The following is a 23,062-nucleotide window of genomic DNA, read 5'->3' on the forward strand; positions in this document are numbered from 1 at the left end:
GAAATGGCGAAAAAAAAGGGCATTTAAAAATGCCCCGTTTGGATTAATCTGCATCGTAGCCTAAATTCGACGCCAGCCAGCGTTCGACTTCCGTCACCGGCATCTGTTTGCGCCGGGCGTAATCTTCCACCTGATCGCGCTGGATTTGCGCCACCGCGAAATACTTGCTGTCCGGGTGGCTGAAATACCAGCCGGAAACTGACGCGCCCGGCCACATGGCGAAGGATTCCGTCAGTTTCATCCCCGTATGTTTCTCAACATCCAGTAATTCCCAGATGGTGCCTTTTTCGGTGTGCTCCGGGCAGGCCGGGTAACCCGGCGCGGGGCGAATACCCTGATAATTTTCGCGGATCAGTTCGTCATTGCTGAGATTTTCGTTGGGCGCATAGCCCCAATATACTTTACGCACCCGCTCATGCAGGTATTCGGCAAACGCTTCAGCCAGACGATCCGCCACCGCTTTGACCATGATTTTGTTGTAATCATCGTGCGCCGCGTCGTACGCCTCTGCCAGCGCGTCCTCTTCCAAACCGCCGGTCACGGCGAAAGCGCCAATATAGTCGGCTTTACCACTCAGTTTCGGGGCAACAAAATCCGCCAGGCAATAGTTGGCAAAACCGACTTTCTCGGTTTGTTGGCGCAGATGGCAACCTAACGCCAGCACCTGAGTGCGGGTTTCATCGCGGTAAATTTCAACGTCATCACCAACGCGGTTCGCCGGGAACAACCCGACCACGCCACGCGGGTTAAGCCGTTTTTCCGCGCCGAGCATATCGAGCATTTCATTGGCATCGGCAAACAGGCGTTTCGCCTCTTCGCCCACTACCTCATCTTCGAGAATGCGCGGATATTTGCCCGCCAGCGACCAGGTCATAAAGAATGGCGTCCAGTCGATGTAATTACGTAGCGTGTCAATGCTGGCGGTCACTTCTTGCACGCCCAGCCGATGCGCGACTGGCGGTGTGTAACTTGCCCAGTCGAAAGCCAGATCGTTTTCGCGTGCCGCCTGTAACGAAACCGGCGGCGTGCGCGGCTTTTTACGCGCGTGCTGAATACGCACGGTTTCATACTCTTTGCGGGTACGGGCGACAAAATCGTCATGCTGCGTGTCGGAAAGCAACGATGAAACCACGCCAACGGTGCGCGAGGCGTTCTGAACATACACCGTCGGCCCACTGTAGTTCTGCTCGATTTTCACCGCCGTATGCGCTTTCGAGGTGGTCGCGCCGCCAATCAACAGCGGAATGGTAAAGCCCTGGCGCTCCATCTCCTTCGCCACGTTGACCATCTCGTCCAGCGACGGCGTGATCAGCCCCGAAAGTCCAATCAGATCCGCATTCACTTCGCGGGCGGTTTTCAGGATCTTGTCGGCCGGCACCATCACGCCGAGATCGATGATCTCGTAGTTGTTGCACTGCAACACCACGCCAACGATGTTTTTGCCGATGTCATGCACATCGCCTTTTACCGTGGCGATCACCATCTTGCCGTTGCTGCTGCCCTTCTCTTTGCTGGCTTCGATATACGGTTCGAGATAAGCCACCGCTTGTTTCATCACGCGGGCGGATTTCACCACCTGCGGCAGAAACATTTTGCCCTCGCCAAACAGATCGCCCACCACGTTCATGCCGTCCATCAGCGGTCCTTCGATCACTTCAATTGGGCGCGCGGCCTGCTGGCGAGCTTCTTCGGTGTCCTGCTCAATAAATTCGGTGATGCCTTTGACCAGCGAGTATTCGAGACGTTTTTTCACGTCCCAACTGCGCCACTCCGCCTGCTGCGCGTTCGCGCCGTCATCGGCGGCCTTGCTGCCGCGATATTTTTCCGCCAGGTCCAACATGCGTTCGGTGGCATCGTCGCGACGGTTGAGGATCACATCTTCCACCGCATCGCGTAGCTCGGCGGGCAGATCGTCGTAAATCGCCAGTTGCCCGGCGTTGACGATCCCCATATCCATGCCGTTACGGATCGCGTAATAGAGGAACACGGCGTGAATCGCTTCGCGCACCGGGTCATTTCCGCGAAAGGAGAAGGAAACGTTCGACACGCCGCCGGAAATCAGCGCGTGGGGCAATTCGCGTTTGATATCTTCACAGGCGCCAATAAAGTCCTGCGCGTAGTTATTGTGCTCTTCGATCCCGGTCGCCACGGCGAAGATATTCGGGTCGAAAATGATATCTTCCGGCGGGAAGCCCACCTCTTCGGTGAGAATTTTGTACGCGCGGCGGCAAATCTCAATTTTGCGCTCGCGGGTGTCCGCCTGGCCAGTTTCATCAAAGGCCATCACTACCACCGCAGCGCCATAACGGCGCACCAATTTCGCGTGGTGGATAAACGGCTCAATGCCTTCTTTCATCGAGATGGAGTTGACGATGCCTTTGCCCTGAATGCATTTCAGCCCTTTTTCGATCACATCCCATTTTGAGGAGTCGATCATAATCGGCACGCGAGCAATGTCCGGTTCACCGGCAATCAGGTTCAGGAAACGCACCATCGCCGCTTCGGCGTCGAGCATCCCTTCATCCATGTTGATGTCGATGATCTGCGCGCCGCTTTCCACCTGCTGGCGCGCCACGTCCAGCGCTTCGCTGTACTTCTCTTCTTTGATTAAGCGTTTGAATTTGGCGGAACCGGTGACGTTGGTGCGCTCGCCGACGTTAACAAACAGGCTGTCGTCGCCAATGTTCAACGGCTCAAGGCCGGCAAGGCGACAGGCAACGGGCACGTCCGGCAGTTTACGCGGCGGCAAACCCGCTACCGCGCGGCTCATGGCGGCGATATGCTCCGGCGTGGTGCCGCAGCAGCCACCAACGATATTCAGGAAACCGGCTTCTGCCCATTCGCGAATTTGCGTCGCCATGGTATCGGCGTCCAAATCGTATTCGCCAAAGGCGTTCGGCAAACCGGCGTTCGGGTGCGCGGTGACATAACATTCGGCAATGCGCGACAGCTCCTGCACATACTGGCGAAGCTCATCCGGCCCCAATGCGCAGTTCAGCCCAAAGGTGAGCGCATCGGCATGGCGCAAAGAGTTATAAAAGGCTTCGGTGGTTTGCCCGGAGAGCGTGCGCCCGGAGGCATCGGTAATGGTGCCGGAAATCATGATCGGCAGTTCGACGCCCAGCGCGTCAAACTCTGCTTTCACCGCGAAGATCGCCGCTTTGGCGTTGAGCGTATCAAACACCGTTTCGATCAAGATGAGATCCGATCCCCCTTCCACCAGCGCTTTGGTCGACTCGCGATACGCGGTCACCAACTGATCGAAGGAGATATTACGAAATGCCGGATCGTTGACGTCCGGCGAAATAGAGGCGGTGCGGTTGGTCGGGCCAAGCACACCGGCAACATAGCGCGGCTTATCCGGCGTTTGCGCGGTCCACGTGTCAGCGCTCGCGCGCGCCAGTTTGGCGGCGGCAAAGTTGATTTCCGCCGACAGGGATTCCATCTGGTAATCCGCCATGGCGATGGTCGTGGAGTTAAAGGTGTTGGTTTCGATGATGTCCGCGCCCGCCGCAAAATAGGCGTCATGGATGGCGGTAATCACCTCCGGCTTGCTGAGCACCAGCAAGTCATTGTTACCTTTTAGATCGCAGGGCCAGTCGGCGAAACGCTCGCCGCGAAAATCCTGCTCGCTCAGACGGTAGCTCTGGATCATGGTGCCCATGCCCCCATCCAGAACCAGAATTCGTTTATTTAACTGTTGCTTCAGTTGCTCAACTTTGCTGCTCACACGTGCTCCCGACGACGCTCAATCAGGCCAAAAGGCCAGCAGGACATAGTGGCATAAACTGACAGACCGGAAAAGCGACACGGGGTAAACATGAGAGATGTTCAGCATCACTCATCCGATCAGTCAGTAACAGAGTTACGTTATACTCTGGAAAAACGAAAACTATTTCCACGATACAGAAAAAGGAGCCGTTATGGTCGCATCCGTTCCCGCTAAACGAGGCCGAAAAGCCACCGCACCCGCCGCACCGGCGGGTGGACAAGTTCAGTCTTTAACGCGTGGCCTGAAATTACTGGAATGGATCGCCGAATCACACAGCAGTGTCGCGCTGACGGAACTGGCGCAGCAAGCGGGTTTACCGAACTCAACCACACACCGTTTACTGACCACGATGCAACAACTCGGCTTTGTTCGCCAAGTCGGCGAACTGGGCCATTGGTCTGTGGGTGCGCATGCGTTTATCGTCGGCAGCAGTTTTCTGCAAAGCCGCAATTTGATGGCCATCGTCCACCCGATTCTGCGCACGCTGATGGAAGAGTCAGGGGAAACGGTCAACCTGGCTGTGTTGGATAAGAGCGATCACCAGGCGATTATTATCGATCAGGTGCAATGCACGCAGTTAATGCGCATGTCCGCGCCGATTGGCGGCAAGCTGCCGATGCACGCTTCCGGCGCGGGAAAAGCGTTTTTGTCACGGCTGGATGATGACCAGGTGGGCAACTTGTTGCACCGCCAGGGGCTGCATGCGTATACCCACGCGACGCTGGTTTCGCCGGTACATTTGAAAGAGGATCTCGCCCAAACGCGTAAACGCGGGTATTCGTTTGATGATGAAGAGCACGCGCTCGGCCTGCGCTGTGTGGCGGCCTGCATTTTTGATGAACACGGTGAACCGTTCGCGGCGATCTCTATTTCCGGGCCGATTTCACGCATGACCGACGACCGCGTCACCGAACTCGGCGCGATGGTGATTCGTGGGGCGAAAGAGGTGACGCTGGCGTATGGCGGAACACGCTAACGCGCGCGAAGAGTTGTCTTAATCATTGCGAGCAGGCTCGCAGATAACCAAAGGGATATCTCATTGTCGCGCCCGCCAGGCAGTGGCAAGTTGGCGGCAACGTCACTCCTGAGGTCCTTTCGATGAAGCCTAACGCTCGCATTATTATTGCCGCCATGCTCATGGCGCTGCCCGTTTCCGCCTGGGCACATGTTAAATGGTTCGTGAATTACAATGCCAGTATGGCGCCTGAATCGCTGGCGTTTATCGCCAGTTCGACGAGTTTCTGGGCATTGCTGGTTTTCGCGACCGCCGTGATTTTTGCCACTTCCGTGGTCGATCGCAATGTTCTCTCGTTGACCGATTGCCCGCGTTTTCAGCCGCTGATAGCGCGTGCTCAAAACGGGGTTCCGGGGATTATGCACTGGGGAATCGGCGCGTTTTTTCTGGTGCTGGGGGCTTTCTATCCGAATGTGATTCTCACCCCCGAGCTGATCGTGGCGAACCCGTGGCTGGTGTATGTTCACCTCGCTATCGCCATTACCGCCGTTTCACGAAAAACCAGTGTCATTGCCGGGTGTTTAATCCTTTTTCTGTATAGCTACGCGGTTCAGCTGTATGGCGCGTTCCATATGCTGGATTACCTGCTGTTTGTTGCGCTGGCCATCTATCTCATCACTCAAAATCTATTGCCCACAGGTGCCAATGCGCGCGTGCTGGCCTTGCTGCGCCTGGTTCTTTGCTACTCGTTTTTGTGGGGTGGCGTGGAAAAATTTATGCAGCCCAATTTGTATTATCAGCTCCTTGCCAATCACCCTTATTTGGCGATGGGCCTGGATTGGGCGTTTTTCGTGCGCGGCTGCGGTTTTGTGGAATTATGCCTGGTCTGGCATATCTATAGCGGGAAACTGGCGGGTTACGCGAGCATCGCGGTGTTCGCATTGATTGCCGTATTGGCGTTTATTCCGTTTGGCTTAACCGACGTGGTTGGTCATTTCGCTTTTATCATCCCGTTAGTGGCGATTTTGCTCACGCCACGGAAAACGGTGTTGTTTCGCAGCGCGACCGCAAACACCGCTGCCTTTTTAGGGCTGTTGCTGTTCTTATTGTTGTTTGGCGCGATGAGCCACGCGGTTTTGCAGTTCAACACACAAATGCACTAACCGCCATTTTACCCCGCCTGTCGCAGCGCATCGTTGCCAAAGCGAATGCTAAAACGCTGGCGCTTGCGATAGGCATAAACATCTTCCACATGTCCTTCACGAATGCGCGCTTGCAAGCCACGCCAGTAGTCGGCGCGCAGTAAATCCGCATGCATCTCTTCGAATAACGGACCGATTTCCGCATCGGCGCACAGCCAGTGGCGAAACTCCTGCGGGAAGACATCGCCCGGCGATACGCTGTACCACGGCTCGGCGCTGAGTTCATCTTCCGGGTAACGCGGCGCGGGAATGTCGCGGAAATTCACCTCGGTCATATAACAAATTTCGTCATAGTCATAAAACACCACGCGCCCGTGGCGCGTGACGCCGAAGTTTTTAAACAGCATGTCGCCGGGGAAGATATTGGCGGCAGCAAGCTGGCGAATGGCGTTGCCGTACTCTTCCACCGCATCGCGCAATTGCTGGCCTTTGACCTGCTCAAACCAGATATTCAGCGGCACCATACGCCGCTCGATATAAAGATGGCTGATGGCGATGCGGTCGCCGAGATCGGTAATTTTGCCTGGTGCCTGCTCCAGCAATAGCGCCATTAATGCTGGAGCGATCTGCCGCTTTTCCAGCACGAAGTTTTCAAACTCCTGGGTATCGGCCATGCGCCCGACGCGGTCGTGCTCTTTCACCAGTTGGTAGCAGGCGCGCACATGCGCGGCGCTCATCTCCTTTTGCGGCGGGAAAACGTCTTTGATCACCTTAAACACCCGGTCGAAACCTGGCAGCGTAAATACCAACATCACCATGCCGCGAATGCCCGGTGCTTCAATAAATTGCTCATCGCTGGCGGTGACGTATTTCAGGTATTCGCGATAACTTTCTGTTTTGGCGTGCTTTTGGCAACCAATCGCCATATAGAGTTCCGCAGTGGTTTTTCCGGGCAAGATTTCGCGTAACCATTCGACAGTAGCGGCAGGCAGCGGCGCATAAACCATAAAGTACGAGCGCGCGAAGCCAAACACGATGCTGGCTTCGGCGTGGGTTGTCAGGCAGGTATCAACAAACAATTCGCCGTCATCCGTGTGGTGAATCGGCAACAAAAAGGGCAGCGTGGCCACGGGCGTTACCAGCTTGCCGACCAGCCAGGCGGCTTTGTTGCGATAAAAAAGCTCGTTCGCCACCTGCAAATGCGACTGGCTGAGGAGATCAGAACCAAAAGCCTCCAGTAAATGGGCGGCGATGTAATTCACATCCCGCGTTTTGTCCTGCCACGGCAAGCGCAGTGGCAAATCGGACAGCACTTTCGTCAGCAGCGTTTCCCAGCCGCGATCCGGCCAGAAAGCTTTCGCCAGCGGGCGCGGAATGGTACGAAAACGCCGTTCGGGCTGTGAACTGAAGATAAACAGCCGTTCGGGCGTCAGCGAGCGGTGATCAAACAGGCGACAATAGACCGAGTTAAAGAAGCTTTCGGCAATTTCAAAACGCGGGTAATCGGGCAGCAATTGCGTGTAGTGCTCTTTTACCCGCAGCAGAAAGGCGGCGTCCGGGCCGAGGCCATCGGTGATACATCGCAGTTGTTCCACCACCAGGCCGACGTGATGATCATAGAGATGAATGCGCTGCTTCATCGCCTGCTGGACGGCCTGCCAGTCGGCTTGCTCGAAGCGCTGTTGCGCGCCGGAGGTCACTTCCAGAAAGCGTCCATACTGCGCATCGAAACCTTGCAGAATGGTTTGGGCAATTAACAGTTCCAGACCACGCGCCATCGTCTTCTCCATGATGTAGGCCGGATAAGCGCAGCGCCATCCGGCGATTACAACGTTACCAGCGAGTTCGTTTAGAACTGCGCTTCTTCCGTCGACCCCGTTAGCGCGGTGACCGACGAGACGCCGCCCTGAATAATGGTGGTGACTTTGTCGAAGTAGCCGGTGCCCACCTCCTGCTGATGCGAAACGAAGGTGTAGCCCTCTTTGCCGGCGGCAAATTCCGGCTGCTGCACTTTCTCAACGTAATGTTTCATCCCTTCGCCCTGCGCATAAGCATGGGCCAGGTCGAACATGTTGAACCACATACTGTGAATGCCCGCGAGGGTGATGAACTGGAATTTGTAGCCCATGTCCGACAACTCCTGCTGAAAGCGGGAGATGGTGTTGTCGTCGAGGTTCTTTTTCCAGTTAAACGATGGCGAGCAGTTGTAGGCCAGCAGCTTGTCGGGGAATTTCGCGTGGATAGCGTCGGCGAAACGGCGCGCCAGCTCCAGGTCGGGCGTTGAAGTTTCGCACCACACCAAATCGGCATACGGCGCGTAAGCCAGGCCACGGCTGATCGCCTGTTCAACGCCGGCACGCGTGCGGTAGAAGCCTTCGCTGGTGCGCTCACCGGTAATAAAGGCGCTGTCGTAGGGGTCGCAGTCGGAGGTAATTAAATCGGCGGCATCCGCATCGGTGCGCGCGACCAACAAGGTCGGCACGCCAAGCACATCGGCAGCCAGACGCGCGGCCACCAGTTTCTGCACCGCTTCTTGCGTCGGCACCAGCACTTTGCCGCCCATATGACCGCATTTTTTCACCGACGCGAGTTGATCTTCGAAATGCACAGCCGCTGCACCGGCCTCAATCATCGATTTCATCAGTTCAAAGGCATTCAACACGCCGCCAAAACCGGCTTCGGCATCGGCTACGATCGGCAGAAAATAATCGACATAGCGCGGGTCGTTCGGCTCAATGCCGGATGACCACTGGATTTGATCCGCGCGGCGGAACGTGTTGTTGATGCGTTCCACCACTGACGGCACGGAGTTTGCCGGGTAGAGCGATTGGTCCGGGTACATGCTGGCTGCAAGGTTGGCGTCGGCGGCGACCTGCCAGCCGGAAAGGTACACCGCTTCAATCCCTGCTTTCGCCTGCTGCAATGCCTGCCCGCCCGTCAGTGCGCCGAGACTGTTGATATAGCCCTTTTTCGATTCGCCATGCAGCAAGCGCCACATTTTGGCCGCGCCGAGCTGCGCCAATGTGCACTCCGGGTTCACCGAACCGCGTAATTTCACCACCTCTTCCGCGCTATACGGGCGGCGAATGCCGTTCCAGCGCGCTTGCGTCCACTCTTGTTGTAATTCTTCGATTTGTTGGGTACGGGTTTTCATGTGCAGATGCTCCATATTTTGTAGGGGGGGTGAATTACGCCAGCAAGCGGTAGCCAGGTAGAGTCAGGAAATCGATCAACTCATCAGACGTCGTAATCTGTTCCATCAGCCGCGCCGCCTCATCAAAACGGCCGCTGCTGAAACGGTGCTCGCCCAACTCTTCCTGAATAACCAGCATCTCTTCAGCCAGCATCTGGCGGAACAGCGCTTTGGTTACCGGTATGCCGTTGCTCAGCGTTTTTTCGTGATGGATCCATTGCCAAATGGAGGTGCGGGAAATTTCAGCGGTGGCGGCATCTTCCATCAGACCGTAAATCGGTACGCAGCCATTGCCGGAGATCCACGCTTCAATGTATTGCACCGCGACACGAATGTTGGCGCGCATGCCTTCTTCGGTACGCTCGCCTTCGCAAGGCGCCAACAGCTGCTCGGCGGTGATCGGCGCATCGTCTTCGCGGGTAACGAACAGCTGGTTTTTGTTTTCACCCAGCGCCGCGTTAAAAATTTCCATGACGGCATCGCCAAGACCGGGGTGAGCAATCCAGGTGCCGTCGTGACCGTTACTCGCCTCCAGCTGTTTGTCGGCTTTCACTTTATTGAGCACCCAATTATTGCGCTCGGCGTCTTTGCTGGGGATAAACGCCGCCATGCCGCCCATGGCAAAGGCGCCACGGCGATGGCAGGTTTTGATTAGCAAGCGAGAGTAGGCGCTGAGGAACGGTTTATCCATCGTTACCACCTGGCGGTCTGGCAACACGCGATCCGGGTAGTTTTTCAACGTCTTGATATAGCTGAAGATGTAATCCCAGCGCCCGCAGTTCAGCCCGACAATATGGTCGCGCAGGGCGTGCAGGATTTCGTCCATTTGGAACACAGCGGGAAGGGTTTCAATCAGCAAAGTGGCTTTAATCGTGCCGCGCGGCAGATTAAAGCGGTCTTCTGTATAGCTGAAGACTTCACCCCACCAGGCGGCTTCTTGCCAGGACTGGGTTTTCGGCAGGTAAAAATAGGGGCCACTGCCTTTGGCGAGGAGGCTTTTATGGTTGTGGAAAAAGTAGAGCGCAAAGTCGAACAGGCTCCCGGGGATCGGTTCATCACGCCAGGTGACGTGTTTTTCCGGCAGGTGTAAACCACGCACGCGGCATACCAGCACCGCCGGATCGGGCTTCAACTGATAGATTTTACCGGCTTCATTGGTGTAGCTGATGGTGCCGTTGACCGCATCGCGCAGGTTGATCTGCCCGTCGATCACTTTCTCCCAGTTCGGCGCCAGTGAATCCTCGAAATCTGCCATGAACACTTTTACGTTGGCGTTGAGGGCATTGATCACCATTTTGCGTTCCACCGGCCCGGTTATTTCAACGCGGCGGTCCAGCAGATCGTTCGGAATGCCGCGAATTGTCCAGTCGCTTTCACGTATGGAAGCTGTTTCCGAAATAAAATCAGGCAACGTACCGTCATCAATTTGTTGCTGCTGGCGCAGACGTGCTGCCAGGAGTTGGTTGCGTTTTGGCGTAAAGCGCGTCACTAGCTCGCTCAGGAATTCCACCGCTGCGGGCGTCAGAATTTGCTCCTCCTGCTCGCCATTCGGCTGCGTAAAGGCCAGTTCATCGGTTGTTGTCGCCTGTTGTGTCATAGTGCGGTTCCTCTTTTTGCAGCAAAGACATTTCCCAATGCAAACGAAGATCGGTTGTGCAGTTTTCGTTCGGCAGGATCAATCCTGGTCAATAACTTTTCCAAAATCAAAAACAATTTCCATTTTTAATTTTAAATACCATTAACCAACTGATAAAAAAGAAGTTATATTTTTATTGCGCTGTGAAGTGGTTTTCGCAAACAAAAAAGGCACCCGAAGGTGCCTGCAATAAGGGGCTGAAACGCTTAATCCAGCGTCGGATTCATATGGCGCAGATCGTATGGTGTGATCTGGTAGACGTAGTAGTTGAGCCAGTTGATGAACAGTAAATTGCCGTGGCTGCGCCATGAAGCGCGCGGTGTATTTTGCGGATCGTTGTGCGGGAAATAATTGTAAGGCAGCTCTGGTGCGAGGCCCGCATCCACATCGCGGAAATACTCGCCCGCTAAGGTATTGGCATCGTATTCCGGGTGACCGGTGACAAACGCAATGCGTTTATCTTTGCTGGCGAACAGATAAGCATCGCCCTCATCCGTTTCAGCGAGGATTTCCAGATCGGTGTAATCACGGATCAAGGCAGACGGGAAATCAGCGTAGCGCGAGTGTGGTGCGAGAAACGCATCGTCGAAACCGCGCGTCAGCAGAGCATGTGGATGAAGAATGTGATGTTCGTAGACGCCTGAGAGTTTTTCGCTGCGGGTCTGTTTGGGGATGCCATAAAGGATATTTAATGCGGCTTGTACCGCCCAACAGACAAACAACGTGGAAGTGACGTGATCTTTTGCCCATTCGAGAACTTGCTCGATCTGCGGCCAATAAGCGACATCATTGAATTCAACTAAGCCTAACGGCGCGCCGGTGACGATCAAACCATCAAAGTTCTCGTCGCAAACCTCATCAAAGTTGCAGTAGAAGGTGTTCAGGTGTTCGGCCGGTGTGTTACGCGACTCGCGGGAATCAATGCGCAGCAGGCGAACATCAACCTGCAACGGTGAGTTCGACAGCAAGCGCAGGAACTGGTTTTCCGTCTCGATTTTTTTTGGCATCAGGTTGAGGATAAGCACTTTAAGGGGACGAATTTCCTGGACGGTCGCGCGTGAAGCCGTCATCACGAAGACGTTTTCATCACGTAAGAAATTGACGGCTGGCAGCTCGTCCTGCACCCGAATAGGCATAACTTATATCCTCACAACATACGTTTAAACGTTTAGACATCCAGACCGCTGACAATACCCAGGAATGGCAAAAATGTCGAGCTTGCATGTGGAAGGTGAGAAAGTTTCACATCACGGCTTACGCCGCAATGGCATCAGCTGATAATGGTGAGCTTGTTATTGTCCTGCGAGGCGGAATTTTTAGCCTGGTTGAGGGCGGCCAGCACCTGTTGATCGCTGAGGGGAGCCTGGCTAGCAACCACTTGCGGGATGCGGCACCGTCCGCGCGAAGCGCCATAGGTCATTTCCAGAATAGCGCGCTCTTCCACAGGCGATAAGCCGCCTTCATTCATCTCCAGCGCATGCGATAAAATAGCCAGGCACCCCATGCCTGGCAGCTTATGCCAAAAGGAACGAGGCGCGACTTGATGAATGAGACCATGCAGCAGTTTTTCCGCCGGGAAGAAATCCGCGATGAGTATGCGCTGGTTACTGAAAGTGTGATTGCCGGAGGCTTGTTGCTGGGTGGTCAGATTGCGTACAACCATGCGATTGTTATAAAGCTGAACATACAGAACGACCATGGCTACTTCCTTTAGCGGTAAGTTCGGGTGAAGTATTGCAGGTAAACAATAGCAAAAAAGCCCCATGCTTTCGCATGAGGCTTGTCTGTTTGTTCCGGCTGCCGGTGGAATGCCCACCGACAACCAGGAGACAGAACGCAAAAAGGCCATCCTGACGGATGGCCTCTTCACCTGTCTGATGCCTGGCAGTTCCCTACTCTCGCATGGGGAGACCCCACACTACCATCGGCGCTACGGCGTTTCACTTCTGAGTTCGGCATGGGGTCAGGTGGGACCACCGCGCTAGTGCCGCCAGGCAAATTCTGTTTACCGCGCGCAGACTTCTCCTCCGCACCCGGCTTTATCTGTATCAGGCTGAAAATCTTCTCTCTCTCACACCAAAACATCTTCGGCGTTGTAAGGTTAAGCCTCACGGTTCATTAGTACCGGTTAGCTCAACGCATCGCTGCGCTTACACACCCGGCCTATCAACGTCGTCGTCTTCAACGTTCCTTCAGGAGACTTTAAGTCTCAGGGAGAACTCATCTCGGGGCAAGTTTCGTGCTTAGATGCTTTCAGCACTTATCTCTTCCGCATTTAGCTACCGGGCAGTGCCATTGGCATGACAACCCGAACACCAGTGATGCGTCCACTCCGGTCCTCTCGTACTAGGAGCAGCCCCCCTCAGTTCTCCAGCGCCCACGGCAGATAGGGACCGAACTGTCTCACGACGTTCTAAACCCAGCTCGCGTACCACTTTAAATGGCGAACAGCCATACCCTTGGGACCTACTTCAGCCCCAGGATGTGATGAGCCGACATCGAGGTGCCAAACACCGCCGTCGATATGAACTCTTGGGCGGTATCAGCCTGTTATCCCCGGAGTACCTTTTATCCGTTGAGCGATGGCCCTTCCATTCAGAACCACCGGATCACTATGACCTGCTTTCGCACCTGCTCGCGCCGTCACGCTCGCAGTCAAGCCAGCTTATGCCATTGCACTAACCTCCTGATGTCCGACCAGGATTAGCTGACCTTCGTGCTCCTCCGTTACGCTTTAGGAGGAGACCGCCCCAGTCAAACTACCCACCAGACACTGTCCGCAACCCGGTTCACGGGTCCACGTTAGAACATCAAACATTAAAGGGTGGTATTTCAAGGTCGGCTCCACGCAGACTGGCGTCCACGCTTCAAAGCCTCCCACCTATCCTACACATCAAGGCTCAGTGTTCAGTGTCAAGCTATAGTAAAGGTTCACGGGGTCTTTCCGTCTTGCCGCGGGTACACTGCATCTTCACAGCGAGTTCAATTTCACTGAGTCTCGGGTGGAGACAGCCTGGCCATCATTACGCCATTCGTGCAGGTCGGAACTTACCCGACAAGGAATTTCGCTACCTTAGGACCGTTATAGTTACGGCCGCCGTTTACCGGGGCTTCGATCAGGAGCTTCGCTTGCGCTGACCCCATCAATTAACCTTCCGGCACCGGGCAGGCGTCACACCGTATACGTCCACTTTCGTGTTTGCACAGTGCTGTGTTTTTAATAAACAGTTGCAGCCAGCTGGTATCTTCGACTGGTTTCAGCTCCGTGAGCAAGTCACTTCACCTACGCACCAGCGTGCCTTCTCCCGAAGTTACGGCACCATTTTGCCTAGTTCCTTCACCCGAGTTCTCTCAAGCGCCTTGGTATTCTCTACCTGACCACCTGTGTCGGTTTGGGGTACGATTTCGTGTTACCTGATGCTTAGAGGCTTTTCCTGGAAGCAGGGCATTTGTCACTTCAGCACCGTGGTGCCTCGTCATCACGCCTCAGTGTTAAAAACAACCGGATTTGCCTGGTCGTTCCACCTGCACGCTTAAACCGGGACAACCGTCGCCCGGCCGACATAGCCTTCTCCGTCCCCCCTTCGCAGTAACACCAAGTACAGGAATATTAACCTGTTTCCCATCGACTACGCCTTTCGGCCTCGCCTTAGGGGTCGACTCACCCTGCCCCGATTAACGTTGGACAGGAACCCTTGGTCTTCCGGCGAGCGGGCTTTTCACCCGCTTTATCGTTACTTATGTCAGCATTCGCACTTCTGATACCTCCAGCATGCCTCACAGCACACCTTCAACGGCTTACAGAACGCTCCCCTACCCAACAACGCATAAGCGTCGCTGCCGCAGCTTCGGTGCATGGTTTAGCCCCGTTACATCTTCCGCGCAGGCCGACTCGACCAGTGAGCTATTACGCTTTCTTTAAATGATGGCTGCTTCTAAGCCAACATCCTGGCTGTCTGGGCCTTCCCACATCGTTTCCCACTTAACCATGACTTTGGGACCTTAGCTGGCGGTCTGGGTTGTTTCCCTCTTCACGACGGACGTTAGCACCCGCCGTGTGTCTCCCGTGATAACATTCTCCGGTATTCGTAGTTTGCATCGGGTTGGTAAGCCGGGATGGCCCCCTAGCCGAAACAGTGCTCTACCCCCGGAGATGAATTCACGAGGCGCTACCTAAATAGCTTTCGGGGAGAACCAGCTATCTCCCGGTTTGATTGGCCTTTCACCCCCAGCCACAGGTCATCCGCTAATTTTTCAACATTAGTCGGTTCGGTCCTCCAGTTAGTGTTACCCAACCTTCAACCTGCCCATGGCTAGATCACCGGGTTTCGGGTCTATACCCTGCAACTTAACGCCCAGTTAAGACTCGGTTTCCCTTCGGCTCCCCTATACGGTTAACCTTGCTACAGAATATAAGTCGCTGACCCATTATACAAAAGGTACGCAGTCACCCCATTAATGAGGCTCCCACTGCTTGTACGTACACGGTTTCAGGTTCTCTTTCACTCCCCTCGCCGGGGTTCTTTTCGCCTTTCCCTCACGGTACTGGTTCACTATCGGTCAGTCAGGAGTATTTAGCCTTGGAGGATGGTCCCCCCATATTCAGACAGGATACCACGTGTCCCGCCCTACTCTTCGAGCTCACAGCATGTGCATCTTCGTGTACGGGGCTTTCACCCTGTATCGCGCGACTTTCCAGACGCTTCCACTGACACACAAACTGATTCAGGCTCTGGGCTGTTCCCCGTTCGCTCGCCGCTACTGGGGGAATCTCGGTTGATTTCTTTTCCTCGGGGTACTTAGATGTTTCAGTTCCCCCGGTTCGCTTCACAGCACTATGGATTCATGCTGTGATGATGCACCTGAGTGCACCGGGTTTCCCCATTCGGACATCGCCGGCTATAACGGTTCATATCACCTTACCGGCGCTTTTCGCAGATTAGCACGTCCTTCATCGCCTCTGACTGCCAGGGCATCCACCGTGTACGCTTAGTCGCTTAACCTCACAACCCGAAGATGTTTCTTACGCATCATCACGTTGCGAAAATTTGAGAGACTCACGGAACAGTTCGCACTGTTCCGCGTTTCAATTTTCAGCTTGATCCAGATTTTTAAAGAGCAGATATTTCAAACGTGACTTTACAAGTCAGTTTTGAAATATCAGGGCCGGTGACTTTCACTCACAAACCAGCAAGTGGCGTCCCCTGCGAGGTTCAACCTCATCAGTTAACGCGTGGCGTCCCCTAGGGGATTCGAACCCCTGTTACCGCCGTGAAAGGGCGGTGTCCTGGGCCTCTAGACGAAGGGGACACTGAAGTCTCAATCGCAAGACGCCTTGCTTTCTGCTTTTCATCAGACAATCTGTGTGGGCACTGCAGGGGCAGGTTCTTTCAGGTAAGGAGGTGATCCAACCGCAGGTTCCCCTACGGTTACCTTGTTACGACTTCACCCCAGTCATGAATCACAAAGTGGTAAGCGCCCTCCCGGAGGTTAAGCTACCTACTTCTTTTGCAACCCACTCCCATGGTGTGACGGGCGGTGTGTACAAGGCCCGGGAACGTATTCACCGTGACATTCTGATTCACGATTACTAGCGATTCCGACTTCATGGAGTCGAGTTGCAGACTCCAATCCGGACTACGACGCACTTTATGAGGTCCGCTTGCTCTCGCGAGGTCGCTTCTCTTTGTATGCGCCATTGTAGCACGTGTGTAGCCCTGGTCGTAAGGGCCATGATGACTTGACGTCATCCCCACCTTCCTCCAGTTTATCACTGGCAGTCTCCTTTGAGTTCCCGGCCGGACCGCTGGCAACAAAGGATAAGGGTTGCGCTCGTTGCGGGACTTAACCCAACATTTCACAACACGAGCTGACGACAGCCATGCAGCACCTGTCTCACAGTTCCCGAAGGCACCCCGGCATCTCTGCCAGGTTCTGTGGATGTCAAGACCAGGTAAGGTTCTTCGCGTTGCATCGAATTAAACCACATGCTCCACCGCTTGTGCGGGCCCCCGTCAATTCATTTGAGTTTTAACCTTGCGGCCGTACTCCCCAGGCGGTCGACTTAACGCGTTAGCTCCGGAAGCCACGCCTCAAGGGCACAACCTCCAAGTCGACATCGTTTACGGCGTGGACTACCAGGGTATCTAATCCTGTTTGCTCCCCACGCTTTCGCACCTGAGCGTCAGTCTTCGTCCAGGAGGCCGCCTTCGCCACCGGTATTCCTCCAGATCTCTACGCATTTCACCGCTACACCTGGAATTCTACCTCCCTCTACGAGACTCAAGCCTGCCAGTTTCGAATGCAGTTCCCAGGTTGAGCCCGGGGATTTCACATCCGACTTGACAGACCGCCTGCGTGCGCTTTACGCCCAGTAATTCCGATTAACGCTTGCACCCTCCGTATTACCGCGGCTGCTGGCACGGAGTTAGCCGGTGCTTCTTCTGCGGGTAACGTCAATGAAAATGGTTATTAACCATTTCCCCTTCCTCCCCGCTGAAAGTACTTTACAACCCGAAGGCCTTCTTCATACACGCGGCATGGCTGCATCAGGCTTGCGCCCATTGTGCAATATTCCCCACTGCTGCCTCCCGTAGGAGTCTGGACCGTGTCTCAGTTCCAGTGTGGCTGGTCATCCTCTCAGACCAGCTAGGGATCGTCGCCTAGGTGAGCCTTTACCCCACCTACTAGCTAATCCCATCTGGGCACATCTGATGGCAAGAGGCCCGAAGGTCCCCCTCTTTGGTCTTGCGACGTTATGCGGTATTAGCTACCGTTTCCAGTAGTTATCCCCCTCCATCAGGCAGTTTCCCAGACTTTACTCACCCGTCCGCCACTCGTCAGCGAAGCAGCAAGCTGCTTCCTGTTACCGTCCGACTTGCATGTGTTAGGCCTGCCGCCAGCGTTCAATCTGAGCCATGATCAAACTCTTCAATTTAAGTTTGATGCTCACTGAATTAAACTTCGTAATGAATTACGTGTTCACCCGTGAGACTTGGTATTCATTTAGCGTCTTGCGACGTTCAAGAATCCATATCCCCTGAGTGCCCACACAGATTGTCTGATAAATTGTTAAAGAGCAGTTGCGACGCGCCCTGGCGCTCTGTCGCGAGGTGGCGTATGTTACGCTTTCCTCTTTCAGAGTCAACCCTGAATTTCAGGATTTTTTCTCTTCAACCGAACCGGCTGTTTGTGTGAAGTGATTCACATCTGCCGTGTCGATGGAGGCGCATTATAGGGAGTTCTCCGCACCCCGCAATAGAAAAATGACATAAAAATGACTGACTGCTGCATTCCACAGCAAAACCCACCCTTATACCCATTTACACACAGACTTATCCACAATCCGCCAAAAGTACAAAAATTCGCGAGCGCTGCGCAAACGTTTTCGTTACAATGCCCGCGCAAAAATAGCCTGCCCTTCCTGGGGTGTTAGCTGAGTTTTTGCTTATATAAAGAAGAAAAAATTCAGCTAACGCTCTCTGTTAAAGTCAAATCCAGGGGATTTACCATGCAACAACGTCGTCCAGTCCGCCGCGCACTGCTCAGTGTTTCTGACAAGGCCGGTATTGTCGAATTCGCACAGGCGCTCTCTCAGCGTGGCGTAGAACTGCTCTCTACTGGCGGAACCGCTCGTCTGCTGGCAGATAAAGGTCTGCCGGTGACCGAAGTCTCCGACTACACCGGGTTCCCGGAAATGATGGATGGACGTGTAAAAACCCTGCACCCGAAAGTGCACGGCGGCATTCTTGGTCGTCGCGGTCAGGATGACGCGATCATGGCGCAACACGCGATCGCGCCGATCGATATGGTAGTTGTTAACCTTTACCCGTTCGCCCAGACCGTCGCACGTGAAGGCTGTTCGCTGGAAGATGCGGTTGAGAATATCGATATTGGCGGTCCAACCATGGTGCGCTCCGCCGCCAAGAACCATAAAGATGTCGCCATCGTTGTAAAGAGCAGCGACTACACCACCATTATTAATGAAATGGATGCCAACGAAGGTTCGCTGACGTTAGAAACCCGCTTCGACCTCGCAATTAAAGCTTTCGAACACACCGCCGCTTACGACAGCATGATTGCCAACTATTTCGGCAGCCTGGTTCCGGCCTATCACGGCGAGAGCACAGAGCCTGCCGGTCGCTTCCCGCGCACGCTGAATCTGAACTTCATCAAGAAGCAGGATATGCGCTACGGTGAGAACAGCCATCAGCAAGCAGCTTTCTATATAGAAGAAGAAGTAAAAGAAGCTTCGGTTGCCACTGCGCAACAGCTGCAAGGTAAAGCGCTCTCCTATAACAACATTGCGGATACCGATGCGGCGCTGGAATGCGTGAAAGAGTTCAACGAACCCGCTTGCGTGATTGTGAAACACGCCAACCCGTGCGGCGTGGCCGTCGGCGGTTCTATTCTGGATGCTTACGATCGCGCTTATAAAACCGATCCGACCTCCGCGTTCGGCGGCATTATTGCTTTTAACCGCGAACTGGATGCCGCGACCGCGCAGGCGATTATCTCCCGCCAGTTTGTTGAAGTGATCATTGCGCCATCTGCTAGCGAAGACGCGCTGAAAATCACCGCTGCCAAGCAGAATGTCCGCGTATTGGTGTGTGGCGAGTGGGCGCAACGTGTGCCGGGTCTGGATTTCAAACGCGTGAACGGCGGTCTGCTTGTTCAGGATCGCGATCTGGGCATGGTCAGCGCAAATGACCTGCGCGTGGTCAGCAAGCGTCAACCGACCGGGCAAGAGCTGCGTGATGCGCTGTTCTGCTGGAAAGTCGCGAAGTTCGTGAAATCCAACGCCATTGTTTACGCTAAAGAGAACATGACCATCGGCATTGGCGCAGGCCAGATGAGCCGCGTGTATTCTGCGAAGATTGCCGGGATCAAAGCCGGTGACGAAGGGCTGGAAGTGAAAGGCTCGGCAATGGCGTCTGACGCCTTCTTCCCCTTCCGCGATGGTATCGATGCCGCGGCTGCGGTCGGCGTGACGTGCGTTATCCAACCGGGTGGTTCCATCCGCGATGACGAAGTGATTGCCGCCGCCGACGAGCACGGCATTGCGATGATCTTCACCGACATGCGTCACTTCCGCCATTAATCCACGGAGCAGACAATGAAAGTATTAGTGATTGGTAACGGCGGGCGCGAACACGCGCTGGCCTGGAAAGCGGCACAGTCACCGCTGGTTGATACCGTTTTTGTCGCGCCGGGTAACGCTGGCACAGCGCTGGAACCCACGCTGCAAAACGTGGCGATTGGCGTCACCGATATTCCGGCGCTACTGAGCTTCGCGCAGAACGAGAAAATCGATCTGACCATTGTTGGCCCGGAAGCGCCGCTGGTCATTGGCGTGGTCGACGCATTCCGCACTGCTGGCCTGAAGATTTTTGGCCCAACACAGGGTGCAGCCCAACTTGAAGGTTCGAAAGCCTTCACCAAAGATTTCCTTGCTCGCCACAACATTCCTACGGCGGAATACCAGAATTTCACCGAGATTGAGCCTGCACTGGCTTACCTGCGCGAGAAAGGTGCGCCTATCGTTATCAAAGCCGATGGTCTGGCGGCGGGTAAAGGTGTGATCGTCGCCATGACGCTTGCAGAGGCCGAAGCAGCCGTCCACGACATGCTGGCCGGTAACGCGTTTGGCGATGCAGGCCATCGCATCGTGATTGAAGAGTTTCTCGATGGCGAAGAAGCCAGCTTTATCGTAATGGTAGATGGCGAGCATGTGCTGCCAATGGCCACCAGCCAGGATCACAAGCGTGTTGGCGATGGCGACACCGGGCCGAATACCGGCGGAATGGGCGCTTACTCTCCTGCACCGGTAGTCACCGATGAAGTGCACCAGCACGCCATGGATCGCGTAATATGGCCAACCGTGCGCGGCATGGCGGCAGAAGGCAATACCTACACCGGCTTCCTGTATGCCGGTCTGATGATCGACAAACAGGGCAACCCGAAGGTTATCGAATTCAACTGCCGTTTTGGCGACCCGGAGACCCAGCCAATCATGCTGCGTATGCAGTCCGATCTGGTGGAGCTGTGCCTGGCGGCCTGTGAAGGTAAGCTGGACGAGAAAGTATCCAAATGGGATGAGCGTGCGTCGCTGGGCGTGGTGATGGCGGCCGGGGGTTATCCGGGCAACTATCGCAACGGTGATGTGATCCACGGTTTGCCGCTGGAAGAAGTGGCGGACGGTAAAGTGTTCCATGCAGGCACCAAACTGGCTGCCGACGACCAGGTACTCACCAACGGCGGGCGCGTTTTATGCGTTACCGCGCTGGGTAACAGCGTTGCCGAAGCGCAGCAGCGCGCTTACGCGTTAATGACGGATATCCACTGGGATGGCAGCTTTAGCCGCCGGGATATCGGTTACCGCGCGATTGCACGCGAGCAGGACAAGTAACTCATCACGCCTGTTGCCGGGTGGCGCTGCGCTTACCCGGCCTACACTTCTTACCCAATGCTCAATCCGCAGGCCTGATAAGCGAAGCGCCATCGGGCAATTCGCCGGGTGGCGCTGCGCTTACCCGGCCTACATTTCTTACCCAATGCTCAATCCGCATGCCTGATAAGCGAAGCGCCATCAGGCATGCCGTTAAAAGCTTTTTTCCGTCGGCTGCCAGTGGCAGAAATCTTCATTCGCGACCAGCAACAGCTGCGCGCCTTCTGGCGCTTTCAGCCACGCCACACTGACCGCACTCGCCGTGCGGCTCTGCCGCTGTGCTATATGGTTTAGCGCCAACGTATCCAAATCAGGCTTCACCGTCTGCCCTTCGCAGGTTTGCACGGTGTTATTCCCCTGCCAGCGTCCCTGACGCAACACCACACGCCCCTGACGCAGCGCATCGCTGGTCTGGCGGATCTGTTCGGCGCGATAGCGATACAAAGCAATCTGGTCGCTGGAGAGCTGCTGTTTTTGGCCGTCGACTTCACGCTGCATAAAGCTCAGCTCGCCGCGATCGTCAAAACGCACGCGGATATGCTCTGGCGGTTTGCCGTAGATATTCAGTTCGATGAGGGTTAACGCATCGCCTTGCCAGCGGTACTCACCCAGAGACGTGTTCCCGTGATGCCACGGGCTAATAGCGGAAAGCAAATGGGTTTCGCCGCCGGAATCTTTACGCCAGATTCGCACCGCGCCCTGATCGCCGGCAAAACCGCTGGCGGTAAATGGCGGCAACGATGAGTCGTGGCTACAGGCGGTCAGCAACAGTAAACCTGCCAGCGCCAGCGGGCGACGCCAGAATGACAAAAGGGGCGAAACCGCCCCTTCGACAAAACTGTTCACTGCCACGCTGTCTTACTTAACAGAGTCTTTCAGTGCTTTACCAGAAACAAATGCCGGCACGTTTGCTGCGGCGATTTTGATTTCTTTACCGGTCTGCGGGTTGCGGCCAGTACGCTCAGCGCGGTGGTTCACTTTGAAGGTACCGAAACCAACCAGTTGTACCGCATCACCTTCTTTCAGAGACTCAGTAATAGCAGCCAGGGTGGATTCCAGTGCAGCTTTTGCCTGCGCTTTAGACAGATCAGCCTTGTCTGCAATTACATCAATCAGTTGAGTCTTGTTCATAAGTTATCCTTTCAATGTGTTTATCGCTTGCTAAGCATCGAGTGCGACGGAAATGCCTCAAAAGCACTCTCCTGCATACACGCACCGATAGCCACTTTTTTTCGCCCCCCAAATGTAGACCAGACGGGGGTATGAAGGGAAGCCTTCTGGCGCGACAAAACAGGCCTTAAATCACGTTTTATTGTCTCATTGCTGCAAATTTATACCGATATTGCTGTCTCCGGCCTCACGCAGGTCTGCGCGCAGGCCTTTAATCAGCTCAATATCGCGTTCTTCGCAAGCAGCCAAAAGGCGGAAAATCTCCCACTGAATGTCCCATTCCTGCTCGACAGCGGGGTTCAACCTCAGCTCTTCATCGGTCATTTCACGTCCCGCCTGGGTCATCTCCAGCATCGCAACGGTGGTGATCGACGTTTTACTGACTTCAATCGCGTGCTCCAGCGTTTCACCGCTCAAGCGCGAATGCACCAACTCACTCAGCGCAACGCAGGCGTCAATTGCCGGATACACGCCGTACAGATCGTAATCATCGGCAGAAGGAATCGCCTCTTCCAGCTTCTCAAGCTGGCTGTCGAAATTCACTTTCGCATCTTTAACGATCTGCGTTTCCCACACCAAATCGAGGATCCGGCGATAAATCTGCGCATCGCCAAACTCGGTCTGCTGACAAAACATAGCGTAATTGGGATACATGCGCTCGCACAGGCAGGCCATGAAAACAACGTGCTGCCAACTTTCCTGCTTTTCCAGCCGCAGATGAATGGGGTTTTGTAACATGATCGCTTC

The 23,062-nt window shown here is 54.8% G+C and carries 13 protein-coding genes, 1 tRNA gene and 3 rRNA genes; 4 read left to right on the forward strand and 13 right to left on the reverse strand.

What is annotated here, in order from left to right; genetic code table 11:
- Positions 1–43: 43 nt before the first annotated feature.
- Positions 44–3,730 carry a methionine synthase gene (gene metH, locus AAEY27_RS20800; RefSeq protein ID WP_342322679.1) on the reverse strand — a complete coding sequence of 1,229 codons (3,687 nt, stop codon included), beginning with the start codon at positions 3,728–3,730 and terminating at the stop codon, positions 44–46.
- Between the two features lie 193 nt (positions 3,731–3,923).
- Here metH and iclR point away from each other — a divergent pair, with 193 nt between their 5' ends.
- Positions 3,924–4,748 (forward strand): glyoxylate bypass operon transcriptional repressor IclR, encoded by an 825-nt coding sequence (iclR, locus tag AAEY27_RS20805; RefSeq protein ID WP_342322680.1) that lies wholly within the window; start codon positions 3,924–3,926, stop codon positions 4,746–4,748.
- A gap of 122 nt (positions 4,749–4,870) precedes the next feature.
- Complete coding sequence (locus AAEY27_RS20810) at positions 4,871–5,890, forward strand: hypothetical protein (protein WP_342322681.1); 1,020 nt, start codon at positions 4,871–4,873, stop codon at positions 5,888–5,890.
- Between the two features lie 8 nt (positions 5,891–5,898).
- On the opposite strand, the gene aceK is transcribed toward AAEY27_RS20810, so the two are convergent.
- The 9 genes from aceK to AAEY27_RS20855 form a co-directional block, all read right to left on the reverse strand.
- Complete coding sequence (aceK, locus tag AAEY27_RS20815; RefSeq protein WP_342322682.1) at positions 5,899–7,647, reverse strand: bifunctional isocitrate dehydrogenase kinase/phosphatase; 1,749 nt, start codon at positions 7,645–7,647, stop codon at positions 5,899–5,901.
- 71 nt (positions 7,648–7,718) lie between these two features.
- Positions 7,719–9,023 carry an isocitrate lyase gene (gene aceA, locus AAEY27_RS20820; protein ID WP_342322683.1) on the reverse strand — a complete coding sequence of 435 codons (1,305 nt, stop codon included), beginning with the start codon at positions 9,021–9,023 and terminating at the stop codon, positions 7,719–7,721.
- A 34-nt stretch (positions 9,024–9,057) separates the two neighbouring features.
- The gene (gene aceB / locus AAEY27_RS20825) at positions 9,058–10,659 is read right to left on the reverse strand and encodes a malate synthase A (RefSeq protein WP_342322684.1); all 1,602 of its coding nucleotides are present in this window, start codon (positions 10,657–10,659) and stop codon (positions 9,058–9,060) included.
- Positions 10,660–10,904: 245 nt separating this feature from the next.
- Positions 10,905–11,834 carry a homoserine O-acetyltransferase MetA gene (metA, locus tag AAEY27_RS20830; RefSeq protein WP_342322685.1) on the reverse strand — a complete coding sequence of 310 codons (930 nt, stop codon included), beginning with the start codon at positions 11,832–11,834 and terminating at the stop codon, positions 10,905–10,907.
- A gap of 134 nt (positions 11,835–11,968) precedes the next feature.
- Positions 11,969–12,397: a YjaA family stress response protein gene (locus AAEY27_RS20835; protein ID WP_342322686.1), complete on the reverse strand. Its 429-nt coding sequence runs from the start codon at positions 12,395–12,397 to the stop codon at positions 11,969–11,971.
- A 180-nt stretch (positions 12,398–12,577) separates the two neighbouring features.
- Positions 12,578–12,693: ribosomal RNA gene (gene rrf / locus AAEY27_RS20840) — 5S ribosomal RNA — on the reverse strand.
- A 102-nt stretch (positions 12,694–12,795) separates the two neighbouring features.
- Positions 12,796–15,701: ribosomal RNA gene (locus AAEY27_RS20845) — 23S ribosomal RNA — on the reverse strand.
- Positions 15,702–15,932: 231 nt separating this feature from the next.
- Positions 15,933–16,008 (reverse strand) — tRNA-Glu (locus AAEY27_RS20850).
- Between the two features lie 85 nt (positions 16,009–16,093).
- Positions 16,094–17,635 (reverse strand): 16S ribosomal RNA (locus AAEY27_RS20855).
- The 16S, 23S and 5S rRNA genes sit together here with 1 tRNA gene alongside, the layout of an rRNA operon.
- A 573-nt stretch (positions 17,636–18,208) precedes the next feature.
- On the opposite strand from AAEY27_RS20855, the gene purH reads away from it, so the two are divergent.
- Positions 18,209–19,798 (forward strand): bifunctional phosphoribosylaminoimidazolecarboxamide formyltransferase/IMP cyclohydrolase, encoded by a 1,590-nt coding sequence (gene purH / locus AAEY27_RS20860; protein WP_342322687.1) that lies wholly within the window; start codon positions 18,209–18,211, stop codon positions 19,796–19,798.
- 15 nt (positions 19,799–19,813) lie between these two features.
- Positions 19,814–21,106, forward strand: coding sequence for a phosphoribosylamine--glycine ligase (gene purD / locus AAEY27_RS20865; RefSeq protein WP_342322688.1), 1,293 nt, complete (start codon positions 19,814–19,816; stop codon positions 21,104–21,106).
- Positions 21,107–21,298: 192 nt separating this feature from the next.
- Here purD and AAEY27_RS20870 read toward each other — a convergent pair whose 3' ends face one another.
- The 3 genes from AAEY27_RS20870 to AAEY27_RS20880 all read right to left on the reverse strand — a co-directional run bounded on the left by AAEY27_RS20870 (position 21,299) and on the right by AAEY27_RS20880 (position 23,053).
- Entirely contained in the window at positions 21,299–21,991 is a 693-nt protein-coding gene (locus AAEY27_RS20870; RefSeq protein WP_342325665.1) for a DUF1481 domain-containing protein, read from the reverse strand.
- A 12-nt stretch (positions 21,992–22,003) separates the two neighbouring features.
- A complete protein-coding gene (hupA, locus tag AAEY27_RS20875) occupies positions 22,004–22,276 on the reverse strand; it encodes a nucleoid-associated protein HU-alpha (RefSeq protein ID WP_035890328.1) in 273 nt (90 codons plus the stop codon).
- A gap of 186 nt (positions 22,277–22,462) precedes the next feature.
- Positions 22,463–23,053, reverse strand: a complete 591-nt coding sequence (locus AAEY27_RS20880) for a YjaG family protein (RefSeq protein WP_342322689.1) — start codon at positions 23,051–23,053, stop codon at positions 22,463–22,465.
- Positions 23,054–23,062: the final 9 nt, after the last annotated feature.

The organism is Kosakonia sp. BYX6, assembly GCF_038449125.1.
GTDB lineage: Bacteria > Pseudomonadota > Gammaproteobacteria > Enterobacterales > Enterobacteriaceae > Kosakonia > Kosakonia calanthes.

Coding starts and splice junctions, on each gene's coding strand:
- iclR (WP_342322680.1), top strand. CDS start 3,924: ATGGTCGCATCCGTTCCCGCTAAACGAGGCCGAAAAGCCACCGCACCC.
- AAEY27_RS20810 (WP_342322681.1), top strand. CDS start 4,871: ATGAAGCCTAACGCTCGCATTATTATTGCCGCCATGCTCATGGCGCTG.
- aceK (WP_342322682.1), bottom strand. CDS start 7,647: ATGGCGCGTGGTCTGGAACTGTTAATTGCCCAAACCATTCTGCAAGGT.
- aceA (WP_342322683.1), bottom strand. CDS start 9,023: ATGAAAACCCGTACCCAACAAATCGAAGAATTACAACAAGAGTGGACG.
- aceB (WP_342322684.1), bottom strand. CDS start 10,659: ATGACACAACAGGCGACAACAACCGATGAACTGGCCTTTACGCAGCCG.
- metA (WP_342322685.1), bottom strand. CDS start 11,834: ATGCCTATTCGGGTGCAGGACGAGCTGCCAGCCGTCAATTTCTTACGT.
- AAEY27_RS20835 (WP_342322686.1), bottom strand. CDS start 12,397: ATGGTCGTTCTGTATGTTCAGCTTTATAACAATCGCATGGTTGTACGC.
- purH (WP_342322687.1), top strand. CDS start 18,209: ATGCAACAACGTCGTCCAGTCCGCCGCGCACTGCTCAGTGTTTCTGAC.
- purD (WP_342322688.1), top strand. CDS start 19,814: ATGAAAGTATTAGTGATTGGTAACGGCGGGCGCGAACACGCGCTGGCC.
- hupA (WP_035890328.1), bottom strand. CDS start 22,276: ATGAACAAGACTCAACTGATTGATGTAATTGCAGACAAGGCTGATCTG.
- AAEY27_RS20880 (WP_342322689.1), bottom strand. CDS start 23,053: ATGTTACAAAACCCCATTCATCTGCGGCTGGAAAAGCAGGAAAGTTGG.